Annotated in this window: 19 protein-coding genes and 1 pseudogene; 2 read left to right on the forward strand and 18 right to left on the reverse strand. The window is 66.7% G+C overall.

Annotated elements, in window-relative coordinates; translation table 11 throughout:
• Positions 1-262: 262 nt before the first annotated feature.
• Genes ACLQ2Q_RS20305 through ACLQ2Q_RS20315 form a run of 3 tightly spaced genes read right to left on the reverse strand, consistent with a single transcriptional unit; the run spans position 263 to position 1760 of the window.
• Entirely contained in the window at positions 263-427 is a 165-nt protein-coding gene (locus ACLQ2Q_RS20305) for a hypothetical protein (RefSeq protein WP_425823321.1), read from the reverse strand.
• 43 nt (positions 428-470) lie between these two features.
• Positions 471-1211 (reverse strand): hypothetical protein, encoded by a 741-nt coding sequence (locus ACLQ2Q_RS20310; RefSeq protein ID WP_425823323.1) that lies wholly within the window; start codon positions 1209-1211, stop codon positions 471-473.
• A gap of 18 nt (positions 1212-1229) precedes the next feature.
• On the reverse strand, positions 1230-1760 hold the full coding sequence (locus tag ACLQ2Q_RS20315; protein ID WP_425823325.1) for a hypothetical protein: 531 nt from the start codon (positions 1758-1760) through the stop codon (positions 1230-1232).
• Between the two features lie 120 nt (positions 1761-1880).
• Between ACLQ2Q_RS20315 and ACLQ2Q_RS20320 the strand changes: the two genes are divergently transcribed.
• Positions 1881-2405 (forward strand): DUF1643 domain-containing protein, encoded by a 525-nt coding sequence (locus ACLQ2Q_RS20320; RefSeq protein ID WP_425823327.1) that lies wholly within the window; start codon positions 1881-1883, stop codon positions 2403-2405.
• A gap of 1 nt (position 2406) precedes the next feature.
• On the opposite strand, the gene ACLQ2Q_RS20325 is transcribed toward ACLQ2Q_RS20320, so the two are convergent.
• From ACLQ2Q_RS20325 to ACLQ2Q_RS20345, 5 genes are all read right to left on the reverse strand, one after another.
• A complete protein-coding gene (locus tag ACLQ2Q_RS20325) occupies positions 2407-2712 on the reverse strand; it encodes a hypothetical protein (RefSeq protein WP_425823329.1) in 306 nt (101 codons plus the stop codon).
• 46 nt (positions 2713-2758) lie between these two features.
• The gene (locus ACLQ2Q_RS20330; RefSeq protein ID WP_425823331.1) at positions 2759-3346 is read right to left on the reverse strand and encodes a helix-turn-helix domain-containing protein; all 588 of its coding nucleotides are present in this window, start codon (positions 3344-3346) and stop codon (positions 2759-2761) included.
• The gene (locus tag ACLQ2Q_RS20335) at positions 3346-8472 is read right to left on the reverse strand and encodes a CHC2 zinc finger domain-containing protein (protein ID WP_425823333.1); all 5127 of its coding nucleotides are present in this window, start codon (positions 8470-8472) and stop codon (positions 3346-3348) included. Before ACLQ2Q_RS20335 ends, ACLQ2Q_RS20330 begins: the two co-directional genes overlap by 1 nt.
• Before the next feature lie 214 nt (positions 8473-8686).
• Positions 8687-8965: a hypothetical protein gene (locus tag ACLQ2Q_RS20340; protein ID WP_425823335.1), complete on the reverse strand. Its 279-nt coding sequence runs from the start codon at positions 8963-8965 to the stop codon at positions 8687-8689.
• A gap of 486 nt (positions 8966-9451) precedes the next feature.
• On the reverse strand, positions 9452-10516 hold the full coding sequence (locus ACLQ2Q_RS20345; protein WP_425823337.1) for a hypothetical protein: 1065 nt from the start codon (positions 10514-10516) through the stop codon (positions 9452-9454).
• Between the two features lie 193 nt (positions 10517-10709).
• On the opposite strand from ACLQ2Q_RS20345, the pseudogene ACLQ2Q_RS20350 reads away from it, so the two are divergent.
• Positions 10710-11147 (forward strand): annotated as a pseudogene (locus ACLQ2Q_RS20350) (LexA family protein).
• Positions 11148-11621: 474 nt separating this feature from the next.
• Here the strand turns inward: ACLQ2Q_RS20350 and ACLQ2Q_RS20355 are convergent.
• From ACLQ2Q_RS20355 to ACLQ2Q_RS20400, 10 genes are all read right to left on the reverse strand, one after another.
• Positions 11622-11933 (reverse strand): thioredoxin family protein, encoded by a 312-nt coding sequence (locus tag ACLQ2Q_RS20355; RefSeq protein ID WP_425823339.1) that lies wholly within the window; start codon positions 11931-11933, stop codon positions 11622-11624.
• A gap of 112 nt (positions 11934-12045) precedes the next feature.
• The gene (locus ACLQ2Q_RS20360; protein ID WP_425823341.1) at positions 12046-12441 is read right to left on the reverse strand and encodes a DUF4307 domain-containing protein; all 396 of its coding nucleotides are present in this window, start codon (positions 12439-12441) and stop codon (positions 12046-12048) included.
• Positions 12442-12487: 46 nt separating this feature from the next.
• The gene (locus tag ACLQ2Q_RS20365) at positions 12488-14485 is read right to left on the reverse strand and encodes a cytochrome c oxidase assembly protein (RefSeq protein WP_425823343.1); all 1998 of its coding nucleotides are present in this window, start codon (positions 14483-14485) and stop codon (positions 12488-12490) included.
• 146 nt (positions 14486-14631) lie between these two features.
• Positions 14632-15315 (reverse strand): DUF305 domain-containing protein, encoded by a 684-nt coding sequence (locus ACLQ2Q_RS20370; protein ID WP_425823345.1) that lies wholly within the window; start codon positions 15313-15315, stop codon positions 14632-14634.
• Positions 15312-16004 (reverse strand): DUF3105 domain-containing protein, encoded by a 693-nt coding sequence (locus ACLQ2Q_RS20375; RefSeq protein WP_425823347.1) that lies wholly within the window; start codon positions 16002-16004, stop codon positions 15312-15314. Before ACLQ2Q_RS20375 ends, ACLQ2Q_RS20370 begins: the two co-directional genes overlap by 4 nt.
• Positions 16005-16049: 45 nt before the next feature.
• Positions 16050-17066 carry a c-type cytochrome biogenesis protein CcsB gene (ccsB, locus tag ACLQ2Q_RS20380; RefSeq protein WP_425823349.1) on the reverse strand — a complete coding sequence of 339 codons (1017 nt, stop codon included), beginning with the start codon at positions 17064-17066 and terminating at the stop codon, positions 16050-16052.
• Between the two features lie 79 nt (positions 17067-17145).
• Positions 17146-18024 (reverse strand): M23 family metallopeptidase, encoded by an 879-nt coding sequence (locus tag ACLQ2Q_RS20385; RefSeq protein ID WP_425823351.1) that lies wholly within the window; start codon positions 18022-18024, stop codon positions 17146-17148.
• A gap of 21 nt (positions 18025-18045) precedes the next feature.
• On the reverse strand, positions 18046-19302 hold the full coding sequence (locus ACLQ2Q_RS20390) for a M23 family metallopeptidase (RefSeq protein ID WP_425823353.1): 1257 nt from the start codon (positions 19300-19302) through the stop codon (positions 18046-18048).
• A 143-nt stretch (positions 19303-19445) separates the two neighbouring features.
• On the reverse strand, positions 19446-21059 hold the full coding sequence (gene lnt / locus ACLQ2Q_RS20395) for an apolipoprotein N-acyltransferase (protein ID WP_425823355.1): 1614 nt from the start codon (positions 21057-21059) through the stop codon (positions 19446-19448).
• A 3-nt stretch (positions 21060-21062) separates the two neighbouring features.
• Entirely contained in the window at positions 21063-22001 is a 939-nt protein-coding gene (locus ACLQ2Q_RS20400; protein WP_425823357.1) for a cytochrome c oxidase assembly protein, read from the reverse strand.
• Between the last annotated feature and the right edge of the window lie 20 nt (positions 22002-22021).

Genomic DNA, 22021 nt, shown 5'->3' on the forward strand with positions numbered 1-22021 from the left:
CGCCCCCTCCTGCAACAAAAAAACATTTTTTTAATGATACGGCGACCACCGAGATCTACACAGTGCCACTGTCGTCGGCAGCGTCATCTGACTATCCCCTGCGAGATGTGTATAAGAGACTTGATGCAGGCTGAGCGCTGCGCGCCCATCCCACGGCACCCGGCAAGCCGGCCGCTGCACCCGGACGGGGTTTCGTGGGGTGTTGGTCATGGCAGTGAAGGTTCGGCGCTGCGCGCCGAGCCGAGTCGACCGGGGGCGGGGGTCAGCTGCCGAGGTTGGCGATGAGCTCGAGCACCGTCTGCAGGCCGTAGGTTGCGGCGCTCCCCCACAGCAGCAGGCGTGTGGTCTCGCGGGTGAGGTTGGCCCACTCGTGGAAGATGTGCCGGACGTGCCGGATGCACCGGTGGGATCTCTTGGACATGGTCATGCCGGCTCTATGCGCGGCGATCGGCGCTGCGCGCCGGTGTGACCTACTCTGCGATCGCGCGGATGCCGACCTGGGCCTTGCTGCGGGTGCGACGGCGGGGGTTGCGGCGGTAGGAGCTCAGGGGCTTGCGGGGTGCCTCGGCGAGCCACGCCTTCGACCCGCCGCGGTTGAGCTTTCCTTCGGGCATCTGCACGCGGAAGGGGTAGACGTCTTCGAGGATCTCGAGGCGGGCGATAGCGGCGGCGAAGTAGTTCGAGAAGGTGAGGATCTCGGCCGGTGGTAGGTAGTGGCCGTGCTCGTCTTTCAGGCCGCCCTGCAGCATGTTCCGCTGTGCGGTGGCGGAGCGATCGTGCTTCGCGATGCGGGCGACCATCACGGGGGCGCCGGCGATCTTGACGATTGCGAGATCGTGGCGATCGAGCCAGCCCTTGTGCCCCCAGAGATCGGCGCCTTTGTGGGGGTCGGCCGTGGCGATCGCGAGGTTGTCTCGGGTGGTGAGGAGATCGGAGTGTTCGAGCTCGAAGGCGCCCTGCGGCGGCCGCACGAGGTCGATGACGGCCTGCATCTTGCCGGCGGGCACGCCGTTGCGCACCCAGCGGCGGATGGTGCCCTCTGTGACGCCGAGGACGGCGCCGGCGGTGTGTGCGTCGACGTTCCCGCGGCGGTTGTAGCTGCCGAGCGCTGCGCCGAGGATCTGCGACAGCCGATGCGCCCCCCAGGCCCGTTCGAGCACGTCGAGGTTCGCGTGCTCGGTGGTGCGCCAGAGGGGCGTGGGATCGGTCATCGTGGCTGAGGGGTGTGGTTACTCGGCGGGAGCGTCGATGGGTGCGACGTCGAGGCCGCGGAAGGTGAGCAGCTGGTAGAGGAACGGGTGTCCGGTCTGCTTGTGCAGTTTCTTGATCGTGACGGTGTCCACGGCCGGCAGGCCCTCTTTCTCGCTCGTGTTGAGCACCGGCAGGGCCAGCTGGTCGTAGATCGCTGCGCGCAGCGCACGACGATCGCGAAGGTCAATTTCGCGTCCGAGGATCCGCGCGGCTTCCTCGAGCGCGTCGACCTCGGCCTGTGTGAGCGGGCGGGCCTTCACACGGCCCTTGCCGGTGGTGCTGCCGGCCCGGCGGCTCTCGATGAACTCGTCGGCTGCAGTCTTGGTGAACAGCGGCTGACGGTGGCCGGCGGGTGTGATGGGGCGCGGGAAGTTCTCGAGGCGCTGCGCGTTCGTCTCGCTGGCGTAGGCGTAGATGGTGCGCAGCTGGACGTCGAGCTCTTTGGCGAAGTAGTCGTATCCGACGAGCTCGACGTCGGTGATCTGCTGCAGCGGGTTCGTCGTGGCCATGTTGCTGTCCCTCCCTGTCCGTAAAAGTAAAGTGCATGTGACGTACATAACACTAGCGGTGTTGGGGTCGATCGCGCAGCGTCGACGCGCGTCTACGGTGAGAGACGGGAGGCTGTGATGGTGAGCGGAGCGTGGCTGTACGAGCATAACGTCGACAACTCGGCGCGCTTCGTGCTGGGCACGGTGGGCGCGAATCCGTTGATCTGTGTCGGTGTGAATCCGAGCACGGCGGCGCCGGGAGATCCGGATCTGACGGTGAGCAAGGTGATGGGCTTCGCGGAGCGGAACGGCTTTGACAGCTGGGTGATGCTGAACCTCTATCCGCAGCGGTCGACCGACCCGAGAGGTATGCACCTGGTGCACGAGCCGGCCCTGCAGGAGGAGAACGAGCAGCACATCGCTGCGCTGCTGGATGGTCGCCCGTTGACGCTGTTGGGGGCGTGGGGCGAGCTGATCGCGACCCGCAGCTACCTCCCGCAGCTGTTGGCCGGCATCGTGGCGGTGACTGACGCCTCGGATTGTGAGTGGGTGTCGATCGGCGACCTGCTCAAGAGTGGGCATCCACGTCACCCGTCTCGGGCGGGCTACGCCTTGCCGCTGCAGAGGCTCGATGTGACGGGGTATCTGCGCGCCATCGGGGTCTGAGCTAGAGGCTCATTTCGAGGGCGGCGGCCGCGGTGCGGGCGATGAAGACCGAGCTCAGCGTCGAGGATTTGCCGATGCGGTCGTTCCGCTTCATGTCGGCGAAGATTCTCCGCGCCTCGACGGTGAGCTCGTCGTCGGTGGGGAACTGCGAGATCCGGATGCGGTCGAACGTACTGAGGGGGCCGGCGGGGACTTGCGTCTGGGGGCGTTCGTAAACGAGCCGGTCCTGACGATCGCCGTCGAGGTACGTGATGAGCACGGTGCACTGCGTTGTGTAGTCGACGGTGTCGGCGCGGCTGGATGTCATGGTGCGACCCAACCACAGATCGTCGGGGTGATGATGGGCGACGCGGTCAGCGCCACATCATGCCGTCGACGCCGTGGAAGCGCCAGGTGCCGGAGTCGGTGTAGCGACCGGGTTGGGCGTAGATCCCCTCGAGGTAACCCAGCGCGCCCTGGTCTCCCCCGTTGCCCCAGGCGTCGAGCAGCCCGCGCTGCTCGTCGTCGCTGAGATGGATATAGCTGTTGCCGTTGCGGTTGTATCCCATGTCCTGGGGGTCGGAGGAGAGCCCCTGCACGCCGTGGATGATCAGGGTGCGACGGTCGCCGGGGAGTGAGGCCTGGGCTTTCTTCGCCAGCTGTGTGCGGCCGCGCTTGGTGGTCACGGTTTGGCGGGTGCGGTCGGCGAGCTTTTTGAGGAGCTCCGGGCGGGGCTTGGAGTCGCCCTTTGCCCAGCGCTGCACGGTGCGCTGTGAGACGCCGAGGCGGGCGGCTGCGGTCTTGGTGTCGATCGGGTGGCGGTCGCTCTTGCCGGCGAACAGGTAGCGGAGCATGTTCGACGGCGACGACGAGACGGTGGTGTAGTCCTGGCCGGTGAAGAACTCGAAGACGGCGTTGCGCTGGGCGATGGAGTCGGGGATGTCGTTGTCGTAGTCGGGCATCAGAAGATCTCCCCGAGGTCGTTCTTACCCTCGTAGGGGCGGGCTTGGCCGGTGAAGTACTTCGCGTGCTCAGAGAGCGCGGCGGTGCCTTCGTACTTGAAGCTGCCGAGTCCGCGTCCATAGTGCTCGGGCCTTCCGGGCCAGGAGCTCACGGCGTCGATGTCGGGGCTGGTGTAGATCAGCGTGTCCTTGCTGATCGCGACTGGCCAGCGGTTGGTGTCGCGGCCGATCTGGAACACGCGGCGCAGGATGTTCGCGCGGGCCTTGGCGATGATGTGGTCGTAGCGGTGGGGGGCGTAGCCCTGGCGGCCGTTGCGGTGCAGGTCGCTAGCCATGATGCCGAGACCGGAGACGTAGACCTTCTTGAGCAGGTCGCGGGCGATCTGATCGTCGGGGTTGTCGGTGTCGAGCAGCTGGCGGGCCTCGCGCATCCGCTTCTGCCAGGTGTCAAAGATGCGGCCCTTCTCGTGCCACAGATAGGCCTCGTGGATCTCGGGCTCGACGCCGAGCTCGACGGCGAGCTCCATGGTGGGCGTTGCGACCCAGATTCGCGTGCCGGGGGTGGCCTGCCCGCTGAGGCCGCGGGGGCTGAACAGGTTGGGGGTGAGCCAGTGGCCGTCCTCGGGGATGGTGATGTTCCAGTAGCCGGGGAGCTTGGTGAACGGCAGTGGTTCGGGGTGGTGCGTGGGTGAGCCGATGCCGACCTCGAGGCCGGCGACAGCGGCGAGATACGAGCCGCCACGGTCGTAGGCGTGCACCCAGCTGTGCTGCTGCTCGTCGGGTGTGAGGGTCCGCTGCCAGTCGAGGTCGGTTTCGGAGTGCCCCGCCTCGCGGAGCACCGCGGGTGACTCGCAGGAGTCGAACAGGCGCTCACGCTCGGTGCGGGGATGCAGGGCGAACGCGAGATCCAGTCCGGTGCTCGAGGGGGTCTTGCGGTAGGGGAAGCGCAGCGCCGTGGTGAAGCGCTGCAGCCGGTCGGCGACCACGAGGGGTGTCGGGTCGTCGGCGAGGATGACCTGCTGGAATGCGGGCGGCAGGGCGGGCAGGAAGCCGATGAGCACGCCGAGCTCGGGGTTGTTGTCGTGCCAGACCTCGATGCTCGGGTCGAGGGATTCCTTGCCGGAGACCTGGAAACCGGCCGTGCGGGCGTCGGCGATGAACGCGGTGCCGGCGGTGGCCTCCTGCAGCTTCTCGCGGTAGCGGAACGCGATCGGCGCGGGGAGCTTGTCAAACGGGATTCCGAGCGTCAGAGCGAAGTCGTGGGTGACGTAGATCTGTCCGCGTTCGGTGCGGCGCAGCTTGCTGGGGCCGGTGTTGATCTGGGTTCCGAGGGAGAGCTTGGAGGCGAGCATCGCGACCTGGCCGGCGTGGGTGATCTGCTCGTCGAGGTCGAGGCGTGTCCCATCAGGCAGCCACACCCCATCGGTGTGCAGGACCGCCACGGAGGCGCGGAACGCGCTGCGCGGTGTGGTGCGCGCCGCCGGCGTTGCGGCCGCGGGGGCCGGGGCCGCGGGGGCCTCAGCCTCGGCGGATGCCGCCGGCTCGTCAGCGGCCGTATCGCTGACGTCTGAGGCAGGCGTCTCGTCGAGGTACGGGTCGGTCGGCGGGTACTCGTCGGCCGGCGGCTCCTCGATGGGCGGCTCGTCGACGTCGGGGGCCGTGCCATCAGTGGCCGGGCCGGTGGGGCTTTGCGGGTCGGTGTCGAACAGGCCGGGGTTGGTGTCGGGGCTGTTCGGGTCGTCAGACGTGGGGCCGCTGCCGGGCTCGTCGTCGGCGCCGAGCAGAGCGTGCAGGGGGAGATCCCAGACGCGGATCTTCTGCCCACCGATGCGCCGGGCGCCGGAGCGCTTGCCCTCGTGGTCTTTGGTGAGCCAGCCGTGACTCTCGAACGAGCTCGCGATCGAGTGGGTCGTCTCGGAGAACACTTCATCGGCCCGGGAGGCGACGGTGTTGGCGACGCCAATCGCGACGGACGGGATCAGGTAGACGCGCTGCGCGTCGCCCTCGCCGACGATCACGCCGATGCGGGAGCCCATCGGCCGCCACTGGGGCATTTCGCCGGCGCTTTGGCCGACCCAGCCGAGGCTGGCGGCATCCATCGGTGCGTCGCCGTGCTGGGTGCTCAGGTGTGCGCCGCCGGAGATCAGTGCCTCGCGGAGGAAGCCGAGCAGCAGTTCGCCGGCATCCGAGGAGGCGGAGTCCTGCAGGGCGACGGCGTCGTAGATCCCGTCGCGGCCCCAGGCGTAGAACTCGACGGCCTCTTCCTTGGTGATCGCACCGTACTCGCGGAGCATCTTCAGCATGATGTAGATCCCGCGGTCGAGGTCGACCGCGATGTTCTCGAGGCGGTTGCGAACGCCGGAGTCGTGGGGCAGGTCGGCGAGGCGCTGTTCCCAGTAGGAGTCGGTGGCCAGGGGCGAGGGTGCGTCGCCTTCGACGGCGACCTGGATCTCCTCGAGCATCTGGTCGCGGTGCTGGGCGACCCAGTGGATCAGCGAGGAGCCGAGGAGGGCGCGGGCGGCGCGGTAGCTGCGTGACTCGAGGCGCCCGAAGAGGGCCTTGCCTTTGTCGACGGACTGGGGGTGCAGCGGGATGTTCAGGATGCGGGTGTCGGCGGAGCCGGTGGCGGTGAGCTCGCCGGTGGTGATGAGGTTCGCTTCGATGGGGCGGTCTTCGCGCACTCCGCCGCGCTGGGTCGAGACCTTCCGGCCGGTGGAGTTGAACCGCATACGGGCGAGCTCGCCGAGGCGGTTCTGAGCTTGCTTGGCGTTGCCGTCCGGGGCGAAGTCATCGATGAGCAGCGGCAGGTGCGAGACAGTGTTCGCGCTGCGGATCAGACCTAGCGCGGAGCCGCCCTTCGCTGATCCCGAGAGCATTTCCTTGACGCCGTGGTAGTGGACTTCGGGGGCGAAGTACTGCACGGCGAGACGCCCGTGTGCGGACTTGAGGGAGGCGCGGCCGCCGACCAGGTGCACGGTCGCGTCGTTGGGCTTGAGCACCGATCCCCAGGACTGTGCGAGCAGCGGTGCGAGTGCGCGGCCGAGCAGCCAGGAGTCCTTGGCCTCGAGGGTGCCCTTGTGCCACGCGGCGCGGAGCTCGTCGGCGTCCGTCGACGGCGCCGGGAGGGCGAACACGTTGAACAGCGACGGCTTGACCTCGACATTGTCGATCGCGCCGTCCTGGCCTATCGCGCCGGTTGAGTGGACGAAGAACGGCTGCCCGTCTGCGCCGGTGCGCCAGCCGAGCGTCGTGTAGACGAGGCTGTTGCTCGCGACCGTCTGGCGGGCTTTGCGGATCGCGTCCCATGCCTGATCCTTGCCGCGGCGAGTGGTGGACTCGATGAGGTTCGGCCACGGCAGCGCCTGCGACCAGGTGCCGGTGCGCAGCTGCTCCTCGTCGAACTTCACCAGCGTTGATTCGATCTGCGGGTGCCCGGTCTCTTCGTCGACGATGGCGCTGCCGCGGGCATCGCGGATGTAGCGGTAGAACCGGATCGAGATCATGTGGGGGGCGCGGGCGATCTCGCTATCGGTGCCGTCATCTTCGACTGCGACAGTCTCGATCTCTGCCCATCCGTTGAGAACCGCGGTGTAGCGCGGCTCCCACTTGGTCTTGCCGTCCTCGCCGGCCTCGTCAGCCGGCGCCCACTTCACGCTGACGGTGATCCCGTCGACGACGTCGTACTCCTCGCGCTTGATCGTGGCGCGCTTGCCCGAGTCGCCACCGTCGAAACGAGGCCGGCCGCCACCGGTGGAGCCGCTGCCGCCCTTGCCTCCGCCGGTGCCGTTGCCGGTCTGGAAGGTGACGGTGAGAGTGCGGGGATCGCGGGCGGGCCGCTCGTCGACGTCGGGCTCGGTGTCCTCGAGCTCGGGTGCCGTGCCGATCGCTGCGACGACGCCCTGGGGGATGTCGAGGCCTGCCAGGGCGAAGGTGTCGCGGGAGATCTCCGCGGCCGCGGTGATCGTGGCGGCGAGCTCGTCCCGTGCGGCCTCTGCCCGCTCGCTGAGGGTGTCGGCGAGCGTGGGCTGCAGCGACGTGATCCGGTCGAGCCGCTGCGCGGACTCCCGCGCCCACGCCTCGGCGTTGCGTTCAGCGGTGGCGCGGTCCTGGTCGCTGGCGTCCAGCTGGGCGCGGGCCTCTTTGAGGCAGATCTCGACCTGTCCAAGCAGCTTCGCGGCCTCGGCCGCGGCGTCGAGTGCGGTGGCGTCGTCGACGGAGATCTCGACGAGGGTGTCGATCGTCCCGCCCGCCTCGAGGTGGTCGGTGAAGTCGGCTTTGCGCTCGGTGAGAGAAGGCAAGTAGGAGCGGGCTTCGATGCGTTCGTTCAGCAGCTGCGCGGTCACGGATGCGGCCCGCTTGTAGCCGGCGTGGTCGTTGTCGACGACCAGGTGCACGCGGCCGCCGCGGAAACGGTCGACGAGCTCGGCGGGGAACGCGGTGGCGCCGCCAGCGTTGGTCGTAGCGACCAGTCCCTGGGCGATCGCGTTGTCGGCATCCTTCTCGCCCTCGAGCAGCCAGACCTCGCCGCCATCGGCGACGGTCGTGGTGACGGCGCGCAGGTTGTACAGCAGCGGGGCGAAGCCTTCGGGCTTGCGCTTGACGAACCGGCCATTGGCGCCGCGGTAGCTCTGGGTGAAGCGCTTGTGTCGGACGCCGTCGACGACGGTCTCCTCACGGTGAACGCGCTGCTGCACGACGCCGTTGTCGTCGACGTACTCGTAGGCCTTGACCCGCTGCCACGACGCACCGGTCAGATCCGGTGCGGGGGTGGCGAGCTCCTCGCGGGTCAGTCGTGGCGGGAGGGAAGGTCGCTTGGGGCGGGGCGACCTGTTCTGCGTGCGGCGATCAGCGGGCAGCGGTGCGTCGAAGAGGTCGCTGACCGTCAGGCTCAGCTGAGCGGTGATGTCGGCGACGCTGGCCTCGCAACCGAAGCAATGCAGCGCGATCTTGCCAGCCTGCGGGTCGTAACGCACGCTCAGCGACGGGTTGGCGTCACCGTGAACCGGGCAGAGCGCCTTGAAGGTGTTCGCACGACGGGTCGGCTTGAAGCCTCCACGGTCGAGCGCCTCCCAGACGCGGTCGAGGGAGTTCATCGAGGCGGCGGTGCCGGGGATCTCGAGAGTCATCGCAGCGCCACCCCCACGGGGTAGCGTGCGCTGCGGCTCGCAGCGTGTGCGACACGACGCACACGCACGCTAGACAACCGCAATACAGCCGCTATACTCATGAACGACCTCTCCGGTCTGATTCAGAATCAAATACCTTGCGTCCTCTGCCAGGAGGACGTGACCCAAAACTCATTACCCCTGTTGGTTTGCCGACCAGCAGGGGTGAGTTGTTTTATGCGGACTTAGGCATGTCGAGCATGTCGATCTCCTGTTCCGTCGCATGGGCTGCCCGTTCCTCGGCGGCCTTGCGGATCTCTTTCTGGACGTAGTCGGGGACTGGCAGGCCTTCGTGCTCAGCAAGAGCCAACGTGATCCAGCTGCTGAGCGGGATGCCGAGCCTGTCGGCTTGCTGCTTGTACGTCTCGGCGTGATCGCCGGGGACACGCATCGTGACACCGACACGATCACCCCGCGGCTGTGGGCCGCGTCGACGTACCTGCTGTGCTGCCATGTGACTTGTCTACCACTACTCGTATTCAGAGTGGGGATTTCTGTCGCGACACGGCCGCGGCGCTCTGAGTGATCCATGACTCATATAGGCCGATCATCCACGCCTTCGCGGACATCCGATCCGGGAAAAAGTTGACGGTGCGCCTGGAACACTCTCGCGCGCGCACACACATCGCGCGTGCGGGGGGTGTGTGCCTGAAAATGTGTTCCAGGTGTTCCAAGCGACTATAAATACCTGATCAAACTAACTTTAGGAGCGGAACACCTACGGGTTCCAAGTTCCACCGCTCGCACAAAAACTCCTGGTCAAGGGCGGAACACCTGGAACACATTGTTTCGGTAGGCTGGCACGGAACCCCCAAAACACGTAAAGGCTGTCGACAGATTTTTCCCGATTTCATGCCTCGTAAACGTCACGAGGAGGCCCCGGCGGTTGGCAAACCAGGGATCGCTCAACGGATCTGGGTGAGAGATCCGGCGTGTCGTGTCAGATGAGCAGGCCGGGACTGAGGCGCCATACGCGAGTCAGAGTCCCGTTGATGCTGCGGGGGATGCTTCGGCCTTGGCGCCGTGAGGGGTAGAGCACGCCGCGGTTCTCGAGCGCGGCCGCGACGGCATTGCTCGTCAGCGTGGTGTCGTTGAGCTCGGCTCGGATGAAGGGCATGAGCTCGCCGGGGATCACGTACAGGTAGTCCTCGTCCCTGCGACCGAGTATCCAGTCGCCGGCGGTGGCACGGCCGCCCAGGAGTGCGCCGTTGTCGAGGACGTACTGCAGCGCGGCGTAGACGCCGACGAGGATGCTGTCTTCGCGCGGCATCCGGTGCCGGCTGGTTCCGGCGTCGAGCTCGAGTGCGCGCAGCAGCACTCCGCCGACGTGAAGTGCGGCGTCGCGGCGGCGTTCGTGTTCGATGTCGACGCCGAGGGCGAGGCGTGTGGCGGCGCTGTCGGCGCGACTCAGTGTGACGCGCGGGATCTGTGCCTGCAGGAACGTGTGCACGCTCAGTCGCGCGGCGGCCGCGGCGGCGCTGTGCAGCTGTTCGTAGACCTTCCCCGGTGCCCGGCGTCTGTTGATGCGTGTGGCGAGAGTGCGCTGCAGGCTGAGCTCGTCGATCTTCTGCTCACCAGTGGCGACGACGATGGATGCCGCGTTCAGCGGGGAGTTGCGGCTGGCGTAGACCTCGGCCTGGATCTGAGTGAACATCGCCGGCCGAGCGCGGGAGTGCGCCGGCGCCGCGTCATCGAGGACGAGCGGCTCCCCCGGTGTCGCGGCCTTGCGGATGGACGCGAGTGATCGCTGAGGGAGCTCGAGTGTTGCGCTACGGCCGGTGAGCTCGCCGATCGTGCGGGCGAGGGTCGTCTTGCCGGCGCCGGCGCGTCCGGTGATGAACACTGGCACGGGGAAGGGGGCGCGGTGAGCGAAGGCGATCGCGCGGAGGATGTCGCCCGCGTGATCGGGGAAGGCCTCGAGTAGGGGTGCGACACCGGTCTGCCATGCGGCGCGCGCCTGAGAGGCGGAGACCGGCTCGGCGTCGACGACGGGTGTGGGCATCATGGGCCGATCAGACGGGGCGAGGCACGCCGCTGCCGGATAATCGCGGCGATCTCCTCGTCGTCGGTCGGCATCGGGGTCATGGCCCCAGTCTTGCACCAGACACCGTGCGCGATGCAGGATACCTGTTCTAATATCGGGTGCGCCTCGCATACTCTGAATCGGTCACATGTTCTAGAAGAGGCGGGAGGCAGCCATGCTGGCGCTCTCTCCGCGGCCCGTCGACGAGACCACCGCCGCCGCCATTTTGCAGGCGGCTCCGGTCGCCGTGGCGTGCGGGTTCCCCTCCCCCGCCTAGGACTACTACGACGGCCCGATCGACCTGACCGCGATGCTCATCGACGACGAGGAAGCGACTTTCAGCGTGCGCGCGTCGGGGCACTCGATGACCGGCGCCGGCATCAGTGACGGCGACGAGCTCCTGGTCGACCGATCGAAGCGGCCGCGGGACGGCGATGTCGTGGTGGCAGTGCTCGACGGGCAGCTGACAATCAAACGGCTGCAGGTGTCGTCGGGGCGGGTCACGTTGAGATCCGAGAGTGCTGACTACCCGGACATCGTCGTGCAGGAGCTCTCCGAGCTCGTGATCTGGGGTGTGGCGACCTTTGTGATCCACCACCTGCGGCGGCCCTGAATGCTCGCCCACGTCGACGTCAACAGCGCCTACGTCTCTTTCGAGCGGGTGTTCAATCCGGCCCTCGAGAACGTGCCCACGGTCGTTGTCGGAAACGTCGTCACGTTGCACTTGTCGCCCTTTCGTTGCACTGGTGCGACTTTTCATTGCACTAGATGCAGTGAAAGAGCGGCAGCGATCGCTACGGCAAAGATGTTAGATATCTGGTCGGCGGAATTGAGGTCGTGTTCACTGCCGCGGTGCCCACGCTGATCATTGTCTGTCCTGCGCTTTCGTCTACGAGCTGTCGATGCGATATCCACACCCCTGCTCATCAACGTTCATACGCAGATATCACTAGTCTGACGCGTCGCTGTGTGGCCTTAGCGCGATCCAGAGGCCGCACCGCCGGCATAGGAAACCTGCTTGGCGGCTCAGTGCGTGGACTTTTCTTCTGGGAGGCTCCTGCCGCAGCAGGAGCACTCTACGAGTGCATCACCGTCCATGGGGGGCCAACGCCTCAATGAACTGCGAGTTCGACGGCATCCCAGCGAGGCCCCTCTCGGTGGCGTAGACCCGGCACGCGAGGTCGGAGGTGCGTGCGATGCCCGGGAACAGATCCTCGCCGTCTAGAAGGATTGTGGGCGATCCCGCAAACGGAACCCCCGCAACCTCGTCGGTCGTCCTCAGGACTCGATAGTTGATCTTCGCGTCGCCGAACCCGGTGGTGTCCAACGCCTCCCGCAGCCGGTTGCCCGCCTCGACCCAACTTGGGCAGTCGTCGATATGAAGCACTTCGATGATCATCCCTCAATGATCCTCCTACCGGTGCGCGAGTGCCCGGCATCCACGTGTCGGAGGAATCTCCAGGGCCTGCAAGCCCGAAACGTTCCGTGGCGGGTGGCCTTTCTGACTGCGGTTATCTGGCCCAGCACGAGTGGACTGTGCCGGTCGTGGCCTGGGCGACAGTCGGAATGGTCTCGAGAAACGCTCGCGTCACCGACTCCGACGCGGAGTATTTCACGACTCGCCAACCCACGACGCCGAAGTCTTCGTCCAGGGCTTTGATGGCGCAGGCGAAGGCTGTGTTCGTAGGTGGGGTGACTTGGAACGACACGGTCACAGTGCGTGCGTCGACCAGCTCGAAACCGGTCTCGTCGTATCCGACATCGTCAGCGGAGTTCGAGACGGTCAACCATGAGAGCGCCACGACTGCCACGGCGGCCGCAACCGTGAGGATGATCCACCGCGCGCGGCTGCGGGCGGGGTGCGAAGCGCGGCCGTAGCGTTCGTCGAGCTGTTCCTTTGTTGTCATGCGGCGCCTCCTGCGCGGATCTCGATAGATCCTTCCGATGAGGCGATCATTTGCGGTCGCGGGTGTCGCGCATGGCGAGCTCGCGCAGGCGTGCGTTGTACGCATCCAGTTCGGCTTCGCCGGTGCGGTCAGCGTGCCGGTCGCGGCGCTTGGTCTCGCGTGCGTCGCTACGGCTCCACTGGATCGCGACGGTGATCGCGAGGATGAGGGTTGGGATCTCGCCGATCGACCAGGCGATGCCGCCGCCGGTGTACTGGTCTTCCAGCGGTGTGGCTCCCCAGGTGCGGCCCATCGCTCCGAACCACTCGGCGACCATCAGCCCCGATTGCATCATGATGGCGATGCCGAAGAAGGCGTGCATCGCCATAATTCCGATGAGCAGCAGTAGCCGGCCGGGGTATGGCAGCCGCCACGGCACCGGGTCTATGCCGATCAGTGACTGTACGAACAGGTAGCCGGTGATGAGGAAGTGGGCGATCATCCATTGGTGACCGAGGTGGTCATACAACGACCATCGGAACAGGTTGGTGTAGTAGAAGATCCACAGCGACCCGATGAACAGGCCGGCCGCGACAAATGGGTTCGTCAGCACGCGCGCGACTGGGGAGTGCACGGCCCACAGGATCCACTCACGGCCGCCGCGGGTGCCGTCGTCACGCTTGCGGATCGCTCGGGCGGCGAGCGTCACCGGAGCTCCTGCGACCAGCAGCACCGGGATCGCCATCGTGAGGAGCATGTGTCCGACCATGTGCATGCTGAATAGGTAGTCCTGGTAGACGTTGATAACACCCCCGGTGACCCATACCAGTAGCACCATTCCCGCGACCCAGAGGATCGTGCGGTAGACCGGCCACGCGTCGCCGCGGCGGCGTAACCGCCACACCCCGGCGAGGTAGAAGAAGACCGCGAAGCCAGCGACCACAGCCCACAAAAGGTCAACGTTCCAGGCGGTGACCCACCGTTCGATCGTGAGCTCCGGGGGCAACGGTGCACCGGTAAGGCGTTCAGCTGCGGACGGGATCGCGGGGAGCGGGACCGGGTTGGGGGGCGGGGTGCGTGCCAACGCTGCTGCGGCGCCGCTGGCCAGGCCCATCAATCCCAGCTCGAAGGCGATCAGTGTCCAGAAGGCGTGGGATGCCGCGTCAGAGTCGCGCATCCTGCCGACCAGCCGAGCGCGGTACCACACGCCGAAGAGTCCGAGCCCGATGAGCGTGATGACTTTGACGCCCAAGATCGCACCATAGGGAGAGAACAGGGCAGACCACCCCTGTAGTCCAATGGCCGCACGGACCGTGCCGGACACGGCGACGAGCACGAACGCGGCAAGGGCGATGCTCGAGTACCGGGCGACGACATCGGGGATGCGGCGCCGATCAGGGACGGGACGGACGGCGATGAGCAGGAGCAGCCCGCCGAGCCACACCGCGGCGCCGATGATGTGCAGAATGAGCGCCATCATCGCCTCGTGGTGGAAGGCATCATCGCCGGAGTGTCCCTGTGTGCCCATCGGCACGAGCGAGGCGATTGCGAGCAGCGCAACGACGAACGTGCCGACCCAGGATCGTACAGCGAAGGTGAGCACGGTGAGTGCTGCGCCCGCAACCGTCGTGATCAGCCAGGTGCGGCCCACCTCGAGCTCGACGAGGAAACGACCGAGCTGGGCGCCGAACTGCGGTCCTGCGTTGAGCGCGGGGTTGAACACGCTGAGAAATGTGAGGAATCCGGTTGCGCCGGCGGCGACGGTGAACACGGCGGCGGAGATCGAGGCGGCGTCAAGGGCGACATCGAACTCGCGCTCACCGGCGCGGAGCGTGAATAGCGCCGTCACGAGCACACCGACCATGCCCGCGGCAGCGAGGTTCACGGTCAGCTTTGCGGCCGGAAGTCCCCAGCGGACGATCGGGCCTGCGTCGTCTAATGACAGTTCGGCGGCGCCGCCACCGAATGCCAGTGCGCCGACCAGGGCAGCGAATGCCACCACAACGAGGATTGCCGGCCCAACGGCCCGCAGTCTTCGGTACCTCACATTTCTGGCGGACGACATCAGTTGTACCCCGCGTGCACAGGATTGCAGCGGGCTCGCCTGCACAACTTTTTGGGCCTTGAGGTCACGGTTACTCTTTCGGTTCGGTCTATGCGCAACCAGGCGGAGCGGTCGCTTCACCAGCCGGGGCGTGGCGCTATCGTGTGCTATTCGCAGCCCATTCGCGCCTGCATGGACTCCATAGCGCTGATCTCGGCGGCCTGTCCGTTCTTGATGTTCTCCGCAACGGTCAGGGCACGCGGATCTGAGCCGAGTTCGATGAGCGCTTCGGCCATAGGGATGGCGCCTTCGTGGTGGCGGATGAGCAGCCCGAGGAAGAGACAATCAGCCTGCTGCCCGGTCGTGGCCTGCAGAGCGGTGATCTCGTCAGCTGAAGCCATCCCCATTTCAATGCGTGCCTCTTCCTCCGTCATGGCCGCACCGTCAGACATGGCGTGGCCGCTCCCGACCGGAGGGGCATCCATCCACTTCATCATCGGGCTACCCGACTGTGGCAGACCCCACTGCACGAGCCAGTCGAACATCTCGCCGCGCTGGCCAGCCTGCCCGGTGGCGATGTCGTAGGCGAAGATCCTCAGTTCGTCGTCGGCAGTCTTTCGGTAAATTTCCATGGCCATCTGGATGGCCTGAGCGTGATGCACCTGCATGTCACGTGAGAAGCCGGCTTCGGGAGAGTCAATACCAGGAGCGCCAGCGCCCTGCGACCCGAAGGTCGAGAAGCGTCCCGTGGCGAATGCCAGCGCGCCGATCGCGAGCGATACAAGGATGACGTTCCGCCACTGACGCCATCCTCGGGCTGGGGCCGCGCAAAGGGTTTCGCTGGGGTTCATTGCTTTCCGGGGGCGTCGTACGCGCCAGTGCAGGCGGCGTTCGGCTCGGGGGCGTTCTGGCTGCGCCAGTACTCCTCGAAGAACTCACCTATGCGCTCGTCGTCGGCCGAGTCAACCTTCAGCTGCTGGTTCCAGTTGGACATCACGATCGGCGTTTCCAGACCCTCATAGGGGGAAAGAACGACATAGGTCGAGGGCAAGTGGCTTTTGAGTGCTGCGAGTTCATCGCCCGCGACCTCATCGGGGTTATACGTCACCCACACAGCGCTGTGCTCCATGGAGTGGACCGCGTTCTCATTCGGCACCGGTTGGTCATAGACGCCGCAGTTCAGCCAGACAGCATTGTGCGGCCCGCCTGCCGGAGGGCTTTGCTCATACTCCACAACACCCTCGACGTGCTCAGCCGTATTCTCGAAGGTCTCTACACCGTCGATGGTGGCCCCCTCACTACCGGCCTCATACTGTCGTGGCGGTGACGGAGCGAGCACGACTGATGCGACAACGAGGCCGATGATCACCACAGCCGCCGTCGAACCGACCACCCACCAGACCAGTTTGCTCCGACGGCGTTTGGCGAGCTGCTTCTGATACTCGACCAATTTCTCCTGGCGCTTCTGCTCGCGCTGTTGCTTGACGGTCACCTGACCGTGCTGAGGTTTGTTGGCCGGATTCGATCGATTCGGGGTCATATGCGCGCTTTCGGTTCTGGGCTCGGGCGGATCACGGAAGAGGACTCAGCTGAGCCCGGAGTAGGCGTGGAGGCCTTTGAAAAACATGTTGACGATCGTGAAGTTGAACAGCACCGCAACGAACCCGATGATGGACAGCCACGCGGAGCGGGTGCCACGCCATCCCCTTGTCGCGCGGGCGTGGATGTAGCCGGCGTAGAGCACCCAGATCACGAACGTCCACACTTCCTTGGTGTCAAAGCCCCAGTAGCGGCCCCAGGAGTCGTTCGCCCAGATCGAGCCGGCGATCAGAGTGAACGTCCAGAACACGAACCCCACGATCGCGAACCGGTAGGCGAGCGATTCGAGCGCGTCGGCGGGGGGCAGAGTGCGCAGGAACCCGGGGCCGGAGGGGCGGGCAGTTTCCGAGGATGCCTGAGCGCGGCGTTCACGGCGTGCTTGCATGAGCTGGGTGATGGAGAGGCCGCATGCGATTGCGAACAGGGCGGTGGCGAGCGAGGCGACGAAGACGTGGATGACCAGCCACACGCTCTTGAGTGGGTCCATCAGCGGGACGACGTCGACGTAGAACGTGATCGTCGCCCCGCCAAGGAGCAGCACCACCATGCCGATCAGGAACGCGCCCAAGAACCGGAGGTCAAAGCGGCGGAGCACCAGCAGGTACACCGCGACAGTCAGGACAGTGCCGGTCAGCGCAAACTCGTACATGTTCGCCCACGGCACCCGTTCAGCGGCGATTCCGCGCAGGATGGTGCCAGCCAGGTGGAACAGGAACGCGAGGACCGTCAGCGATGTCCCTATCCGCGCCCACAGCAGTCGTTGCCGCTGGGCGGGCGGTGGATGACTGCTGTCGAGCGGGCCAGCTTGAGCGGTGTTCGTCTGCGAGCTGTCGGCTGTGCCCGCGCTGACCAGGAGCGGCTCTCGCTGCGGGATGCTGGTGGGGACGGAGCGTTGGGCGAGGTCCACGGTGTACGCGATGAATGCGAGCAGGTAGGTGGCGATCGCCGTCCATACCAGCAGCAGTGAGATGCCGTCGAGGGAGAGCGCATCGGGTCCGGTCATGGCAGGGTCGTCCTCTTCATCGTTGTGATCACGGGGCTGGGGAAGAGCATGGTGGCGTGGCGAATGCGTGACGGCACAGTCAGCCTGCGTTCGCTTCTAGCCAGGCCAGCGAGTCGACGGCGGTTCCGTCGAGATACACCTCGAAATGCAGGTGGTTTGCGGTGGAACGGCCAGTGCTGCCAACGAGACCGACCAGCTGACCGGCGGTGACCGTTTGGCCGACGGCGACTTGTCGGCTTCCGGCCTGCATGTGTGGGTACACCGTGCTGATCTGCTGCCCGTTCAGGACGGATTCCAACACGACGGTGACGCCGTAGGCGTTGTAGCTGTCTTGCGAGATCCGCACGACGCCGTCGACGGATGCGTAGACGGGGGTACCACCGGCGGCGACCATGTCGGTACCCATGTGCGCGCCGCCTCGAGCGCCGAACCTGTCGGTCACGGTGAAGGGACCGCCCACCGGCCAGCGCACGGTCCCGCTGCCAGGTGACACCAAGTTGTAGTCGAACGGCACCGACGCGACGCGGGCTGCGTCGCGGGCGCGGGCTGCGGCTGCTTCTGCCGCCTTCTTCTGGTCGATCTCCGCCTGGGTGGTTGCGGCGTAGCTTTCCCGAGAGAGCTGTCCTGCGGCTGAGTCGGAGGCCACGACGAGGGATTGTGCGTCGTCCGAGGCAACTTGCTGCAGTGTCGAGATCTCTGCGTCTGCCGGCTGCCAGGCAGCGTATGCGGGTAGCGCGACGGTGGCGACCAGGCCGGTGACCATCGTGAGGACCGCCAGGGACCGCATCGGGCGGAGCGCATTGGACCCGCGGGGAGCGGACTTACGTGCGGTCGTGCGCCGTAGGGGTGGGGGCGTCAGGATGCCGGCATGTGGCAGGGGTGCGGTGTGGCGCAGGCTGCGCCTGGTGGGGGGACTCTGGGGGTGATCGCCGGTTGGTGAGGTGGGCTGGTCAGTCATGATGTCCTCCTTCGTTTCGGGTTAGATGGAGACGCCGCGGTCGGCGAGGAAGTTGATGGGGTTGACGGGTGACCCGTTGACGTAGGCCTCGAAGTGCAGGTTGCAGCCGAACGCGTTTCCGGTGTTGCCTTCGCTGCCGATGAGGTCGCCGGCGTTCACGCGCTGGCCGTATCCCACGTTGAACCCGCCGTTGCGGATGTGGGCGTATCCGGTGCCGATCCCGCCGCCGTGGTCGATTTTGATGTAGTTGCCGTAGCCGCCGTTGTATCCGGCGTAGACGACGGTGCCGGCGGCGGCGGCGTAGATCCCGGCGCTGCAGCCACCGCTCAGGTCGGCGCCGTAGTGGTAGCTGGTCGAGCAGTACCCGTTGCCGCATTGCGAGCTGCGCGGCCCGAAGTCTGATGTGCGACGCCCGGATGTCGGCCGTGCCCACCCAGAACTGACCACACCCCCTCCGTCGCCTGCGGCGGCGAGACGTTCAACCTCTGCTCGTTCCGCCGCTCGGCGTTGCTCCTCGGCGATGCGGGCAGCTTCGACCCCGGCCTGATAATCGGCGATGGTCTTCGCCGTGGTGTCTTGGAGAGCGGCGAGTTGGGCTTGCAATTGACCAAGGTTGAGTGTCTGGGCGTCGAGGGCTGCTTGGGCGGCATCGGTGGCCTGCTGCGATTCGAACATCTTCTGCTCCGCTAACGTCTGCAGCCGGTCGCGCTCATCTCGGGCCACGACCGCCTGATCGGTCAAACTCTGCGCAGCATTGCGCGCGGTGATCGCGGTGGCATACACCCTCTGGTTGCGTTCCAGCAGTTTGTCCATCACGCCCAGCCGGGTGAGCAGGTCATCCGCGGTGGCGGCGGAGCCCGAGAAGAACAGCTCGAGCGAGGTCGTGTCGCCGTCTCGGTACAGCTGCGCGGCAACACGGCCGGCTTTGTTCGCCGCGTCGGTCGCGTTCGCTGCTTCCGCATCAGCCTGGGACTGCAACGTGTCCGCTCGGACGGCCGCCTCGAAGTACTCCTGCTGGGCGGTGTAGAACGCGCCCGCGGCCTGCTCGGCCGCGGTGCGGGTGCGCGCCACTTCGCCAGTGAGGCTTTGGATAAAACCCTGGATCCGCTGCACCTCGGCAGCCTTTGTCGCTTCGTTCACTTTTGCTGCCTGCACGTCATCCCAGGACGGATAGGTGGCCGCGAACGCTGCCGGCAGCGGCGGGCCACCCACGATCGCGGCGACCAGGCCAGCCGTCCCCACGCCCAGCAGGGTGCGTCGGCTGACACCCGCCCGCATCGCTCGGCTCTCCGCGGGAGTCGGTGCGCACCCGCATTCCTCTGCCCTCCGCGGATCTTGCTCCGCGGCCTTGGTGGGGATCACCTGTAGCGTTCGCCGTGCGTGGTCATGTTGGTATCCGGCGTTTCCCGTCCGTGCCGCGTTCATGGAAGACTCCTTCGGCCGGTCGACTGATCCGTGGCGCCCACCCGGGTACGGGCGCGGTGGGAGATGCCGGCGGCCGTGAGAGCAACACCGGAGGCGAGGACAATGAGCCCGGTGAGCCAGGGACCGAGCACGGTCGATGGGGTGAGCCCGGTGCGCAGCGGGACGGTGGCGATTGACGCGCCAGCGGTGTCTACGCCGACACTGTCGAGGGTGGTGCCGTCTGGGGCGATCACCTGACTGGTGCCCACCGTTGAGACGTTGACGACGGCGCGGCCCGTTTCGATGGCGCGCATGCGGGCGAACGCGAGTTGCTGGAGGTTCTCGTCGGTGCCACGGAAGTCGGCGTTGTTGGTCTGAAACACGAACAGCTGAGCACCTTGCTGGGCGCCGTTCCAGATGACGGTGTCGTAGATGACGTCGAAGCAGATCGCCAGCCCGACACCGACGTCGCCGACCTGCACGAGGGGCGGGTTGGTGCCGGGGGTGTATTCGCGCTGGATCAGACCCACCATGTCAGGGACGATTAGTTCGTAGAACCACCGGTCGGGCACGTATTCCCCGAACGGGACCGGGTTGACCTTGTCATGCCACTGCCGGTCCGCGGGATCTGCGGTCCACAGCAGGGACGTGTTGAAGACGTCGTCGCCGCGGGTCGTGGCGGCGTTCATCAGCAGCGGCGCTCCCGCCGCCTGCACGACACGGTCAAGCGCCGCAGCGGCGGCGGGGTCGCTGAGGGGGTCGGCGTCGACGCCGCCCTCCGGCCAGGCCAACAGATCCATCGGTTTCCCGTACAGAGGGCGCGTCGCGGTGGTCTGCGCGGCGAGGACGTCGCCGGGCGCCTTTACGTCGAAGTATCCGGTTGGGCCGTTGCCCTGCACCCACCCGACCCGGAACGCTCCGGCCTCCGTGGTGGGGAACTGCGGCGCCACAGCCAGGAGAACGGCCACGACACCGACGAGGAGCAGACCGCGGAGGAATCGGAGCCCGCCCGCACACAACGACTGCACCACGGCGGCGCACACCATCACGATCAGGAACGACAAACCGGTCACACCCGACCATGACGCGACCTCGACGAACGGCCCACCGACTTGTGTCATCCCGACCCGCGCCCACGGGAAGCCGGAGTACGGCCACGCTCCCATCGCCACCTCGCGAACCGCCCACAGCCCCCCGACCAACAGCGGCACGGCGAGCAGCTGAATGACGCCATTAGCCCGGTGACGGGCAGTCCACCGGTAGGCGAGGGCGATCGGCACCGCGCCTACGCTGAACAAGATCGCTTCCAGCCCGGCGAGGGCAAGCCACGGCACCGGGCCGAGGAACTCCCCCACCCACACCAAGTGGGTGACGTAGAACACCGCACCGAAGACGGTGCCCACCAGCAACGCACCACCAAGACTGCGCCCAATCAGAGTCACCAGGGCGACCATGACGCTCACGAAGGTCAGCGGCCACCCCCCGACCGGCGCGGACGCCCAATCCAGGAGGAACCCGGCCGCGGCCGCCGCCATCACCGCAGCCCAGAGCGGCATCGACCACGATGCGCGCCGCAGCGTCCCGTGCTCCGGCACAGCAGCCGGGGCGAGAGAGGGCACGGTCGTGGGCATCGGTCAGGTGTCTTTCTGGTGCAGTCGGGTCAGGTAGTCGTTGTATGCGTCGAGTTCGGGGTCACCGTGAGCGTCGGCGCGGCGGTCGGCGGCGACGGCCTGGGCGGTGTCCTCACGAAACCAGCGGTGCATCACGTAGATGAGCATCAGCAGGGTGGGAGCTTCGCCGTAGGACCAGGCCAAGCCGCCGGCGAGGCGTTGGTCCTCGATCGGGTCAATGCCGAGCGCGCTCGTCGGCCCGGTGAACTCTTGCACGAGGGTGCTGGTGGCCATCATCAGGAACACGCCAAAGAACGCGTGCAGGGCGGCTTCCGCAAACACATCCAGAGCGCGTCCGCCGTGGCTCATCCGCACCGGGAGCGGGTCTGAGGACAGAATCGGGATCGTGAACAGCATCCCGGCAACCAGGAACCCGACCTCAAGAAGGGTGTGGCCCGTGACGGTGGACAGGATCGGGTCGGCGAAGTCCGCCAGGTAGAGACCGTAGAAAGCGGCCAGGTACAACGGGACCGCCAGCCACGGGCTGAGCAGCCACCGGGCGGTCCGGCTGCGCAGCCCCGCATGTGCCGCACGGAGGATCAGGAGGCCGGCGCCGTGGTGGGGGGTGGCGCGCAACAACAGCGTGCCGGGAGAGCCGAGAACCAGCAGCGGCGGGATTGCCATCATCAGGGTGAGCTGCTGGAACATGAACACCGAGAACAGCGCGTACCCGTACCCCTCGACTCCGAGCCCGGTGACCGCGGCAAGGGCGACGCAGCCGAGCAGGAAGCTGACCGTGCGCCACACCGGCCACCGACGCCCCAGCGACCACAGCCGCACCGCGCCGGCCAGGTAGCCGACCGCGAGCACGCCGGCCACAAGCGGCAGCAACGGCAACGGCAACGGCCCAGGGCTGAGGAAGCCGAGCAGTGTCGGCGGTGCCCCGGGGATCCAGTCGTTCACGGTCTCATCTCGGTTGAGTG

Origin of the sequence: Microbacterium sp. DT81.1, from assembly GCF_049844955.1 — a bacterium.
GTDB lineage: Bacteria > Actinomycetota > Actinomycetes > Actinomycetales > Microbacteriaceae > Microbacterium.

Coding starts and splice junctions, on each gene's coding strand:
- ACLQ2Q_RS20390 (WP_425823353.1), bottom strand. CDS start 19,302: ATGCGGGCGGGTGTCAGCCGACGCACCCTGCTGGGCGTGGGGACGGCT.
- ACLQ2Q_RS20325 (WP_425823329.1), bottom strand. CDS start 2,712: ATGACATCCAGCCGCGCCGACACCGTCGACTACACAACGCAGTGCACC.
- ACLQ2Q_RS20305 (WP_425823321.1), bottom strand. CDS start 427: ATGACCATGTCCAAGAGATCCCACCGGTGCATCCGGCACGTCCGGCAC.
- ACLQ2Q_RS20385 (WP_425823351.1), bottom strand. CDS start 18,024: ATGACTGACCAGCCCACCTCACCAACCGGCGATCACCCCCAGAGTCCC.
- ACLQ2Q_RS20315 (WP_425823325.1), bottom strand. CDS start 1,760: ATGGCCACGACGAACCCGCTGCAGCAGATCACCGACGTCGAGCTCGTC.
- lnt (WP_425823355.1), bottom strand. CDS start 21,059: ATGCCCACGACCGTGCCCTCTCTCGCCCCGGCTGCTGTGCCGGAGCAC.
- ACLQ2Q_RS20310 (WP_425823323.1), bottom strand. CDS start 1,211: ATGACCGATCCCACGCCCCTCTGGCGCACCACCGAGCACGCGAACCTC.
- ACLQ2Q_RS20340 (WP_425823335.1), bottom strand. CDS start 8,965: ATGGCAGCACAGCAGGTACGTCGACGCGGCCCACAGCCGCGGGGTGAT.
- ccsB (WP_425823349.1), bottom strand. CDS start 17,066: ATGACCGGACCCGATGCGCTCTCCCTCGACGGCATCTCACTGCTGCTG.
- ACLQ2Q_RS20370 (WP_425823345.1), bottom strand. CDS start 15,315: ATGAACCCCAGCGAAACCCTTTGCGCGGCCCCAGCCCGAGGATGGCGT.
- ACLQ2Q_RS20365 (WP_425823343.1), bottom strand. CDS start 14,485: ATGTCGTCCGCCAGAAATGTGAGGTACCGAAGACTGCGGGCCGTTGGG.
- ACLQ2Q_RS20355 (WP_425823339.1), bottom strand. CDS start 11,933: ATGATCATCGAAGTGCTTCATATCGACGACTGCCCAAGTTGGGTCGAG.
- ACLQ2Q_RS20375 (WP_425823347.1), bottom strand. CDS start 16,004: ATGACCCCGAATCGATCGAATCCGGCCAACAAACCTCAGCACGGTCAG.
- ACLQ2Q_RS20330 (WP_425823331.1), bottom strand. CDS start 3,346: ATGCCCGACTACGACAACGACATCCCCGACTCCATCGCCCAGCGCAAC.
- ACLQ2Q_RS20345 (WP_425823337.1), bottom strand. CDS start 10,516: ATGATGCCCACACCCGTCGTCGACGCCGAGCCGGTCTCCGCCTCTCAG.
- ACLQ2Q_RS20360 (WP_425823341.1), bottom strand. CDS start 12,441: ATGACAACAAAGGAACAGCTCGACGAACGCTACGGCCGCGCTTCGCAC.
- ACLQ2Q_RS20335 (WP_425823333.1), bottom strand. CDS start 8,472: ATGACTCTCGAGATCCCCGGCACCGCCGCCTCGATGAACTCCCTCGAC.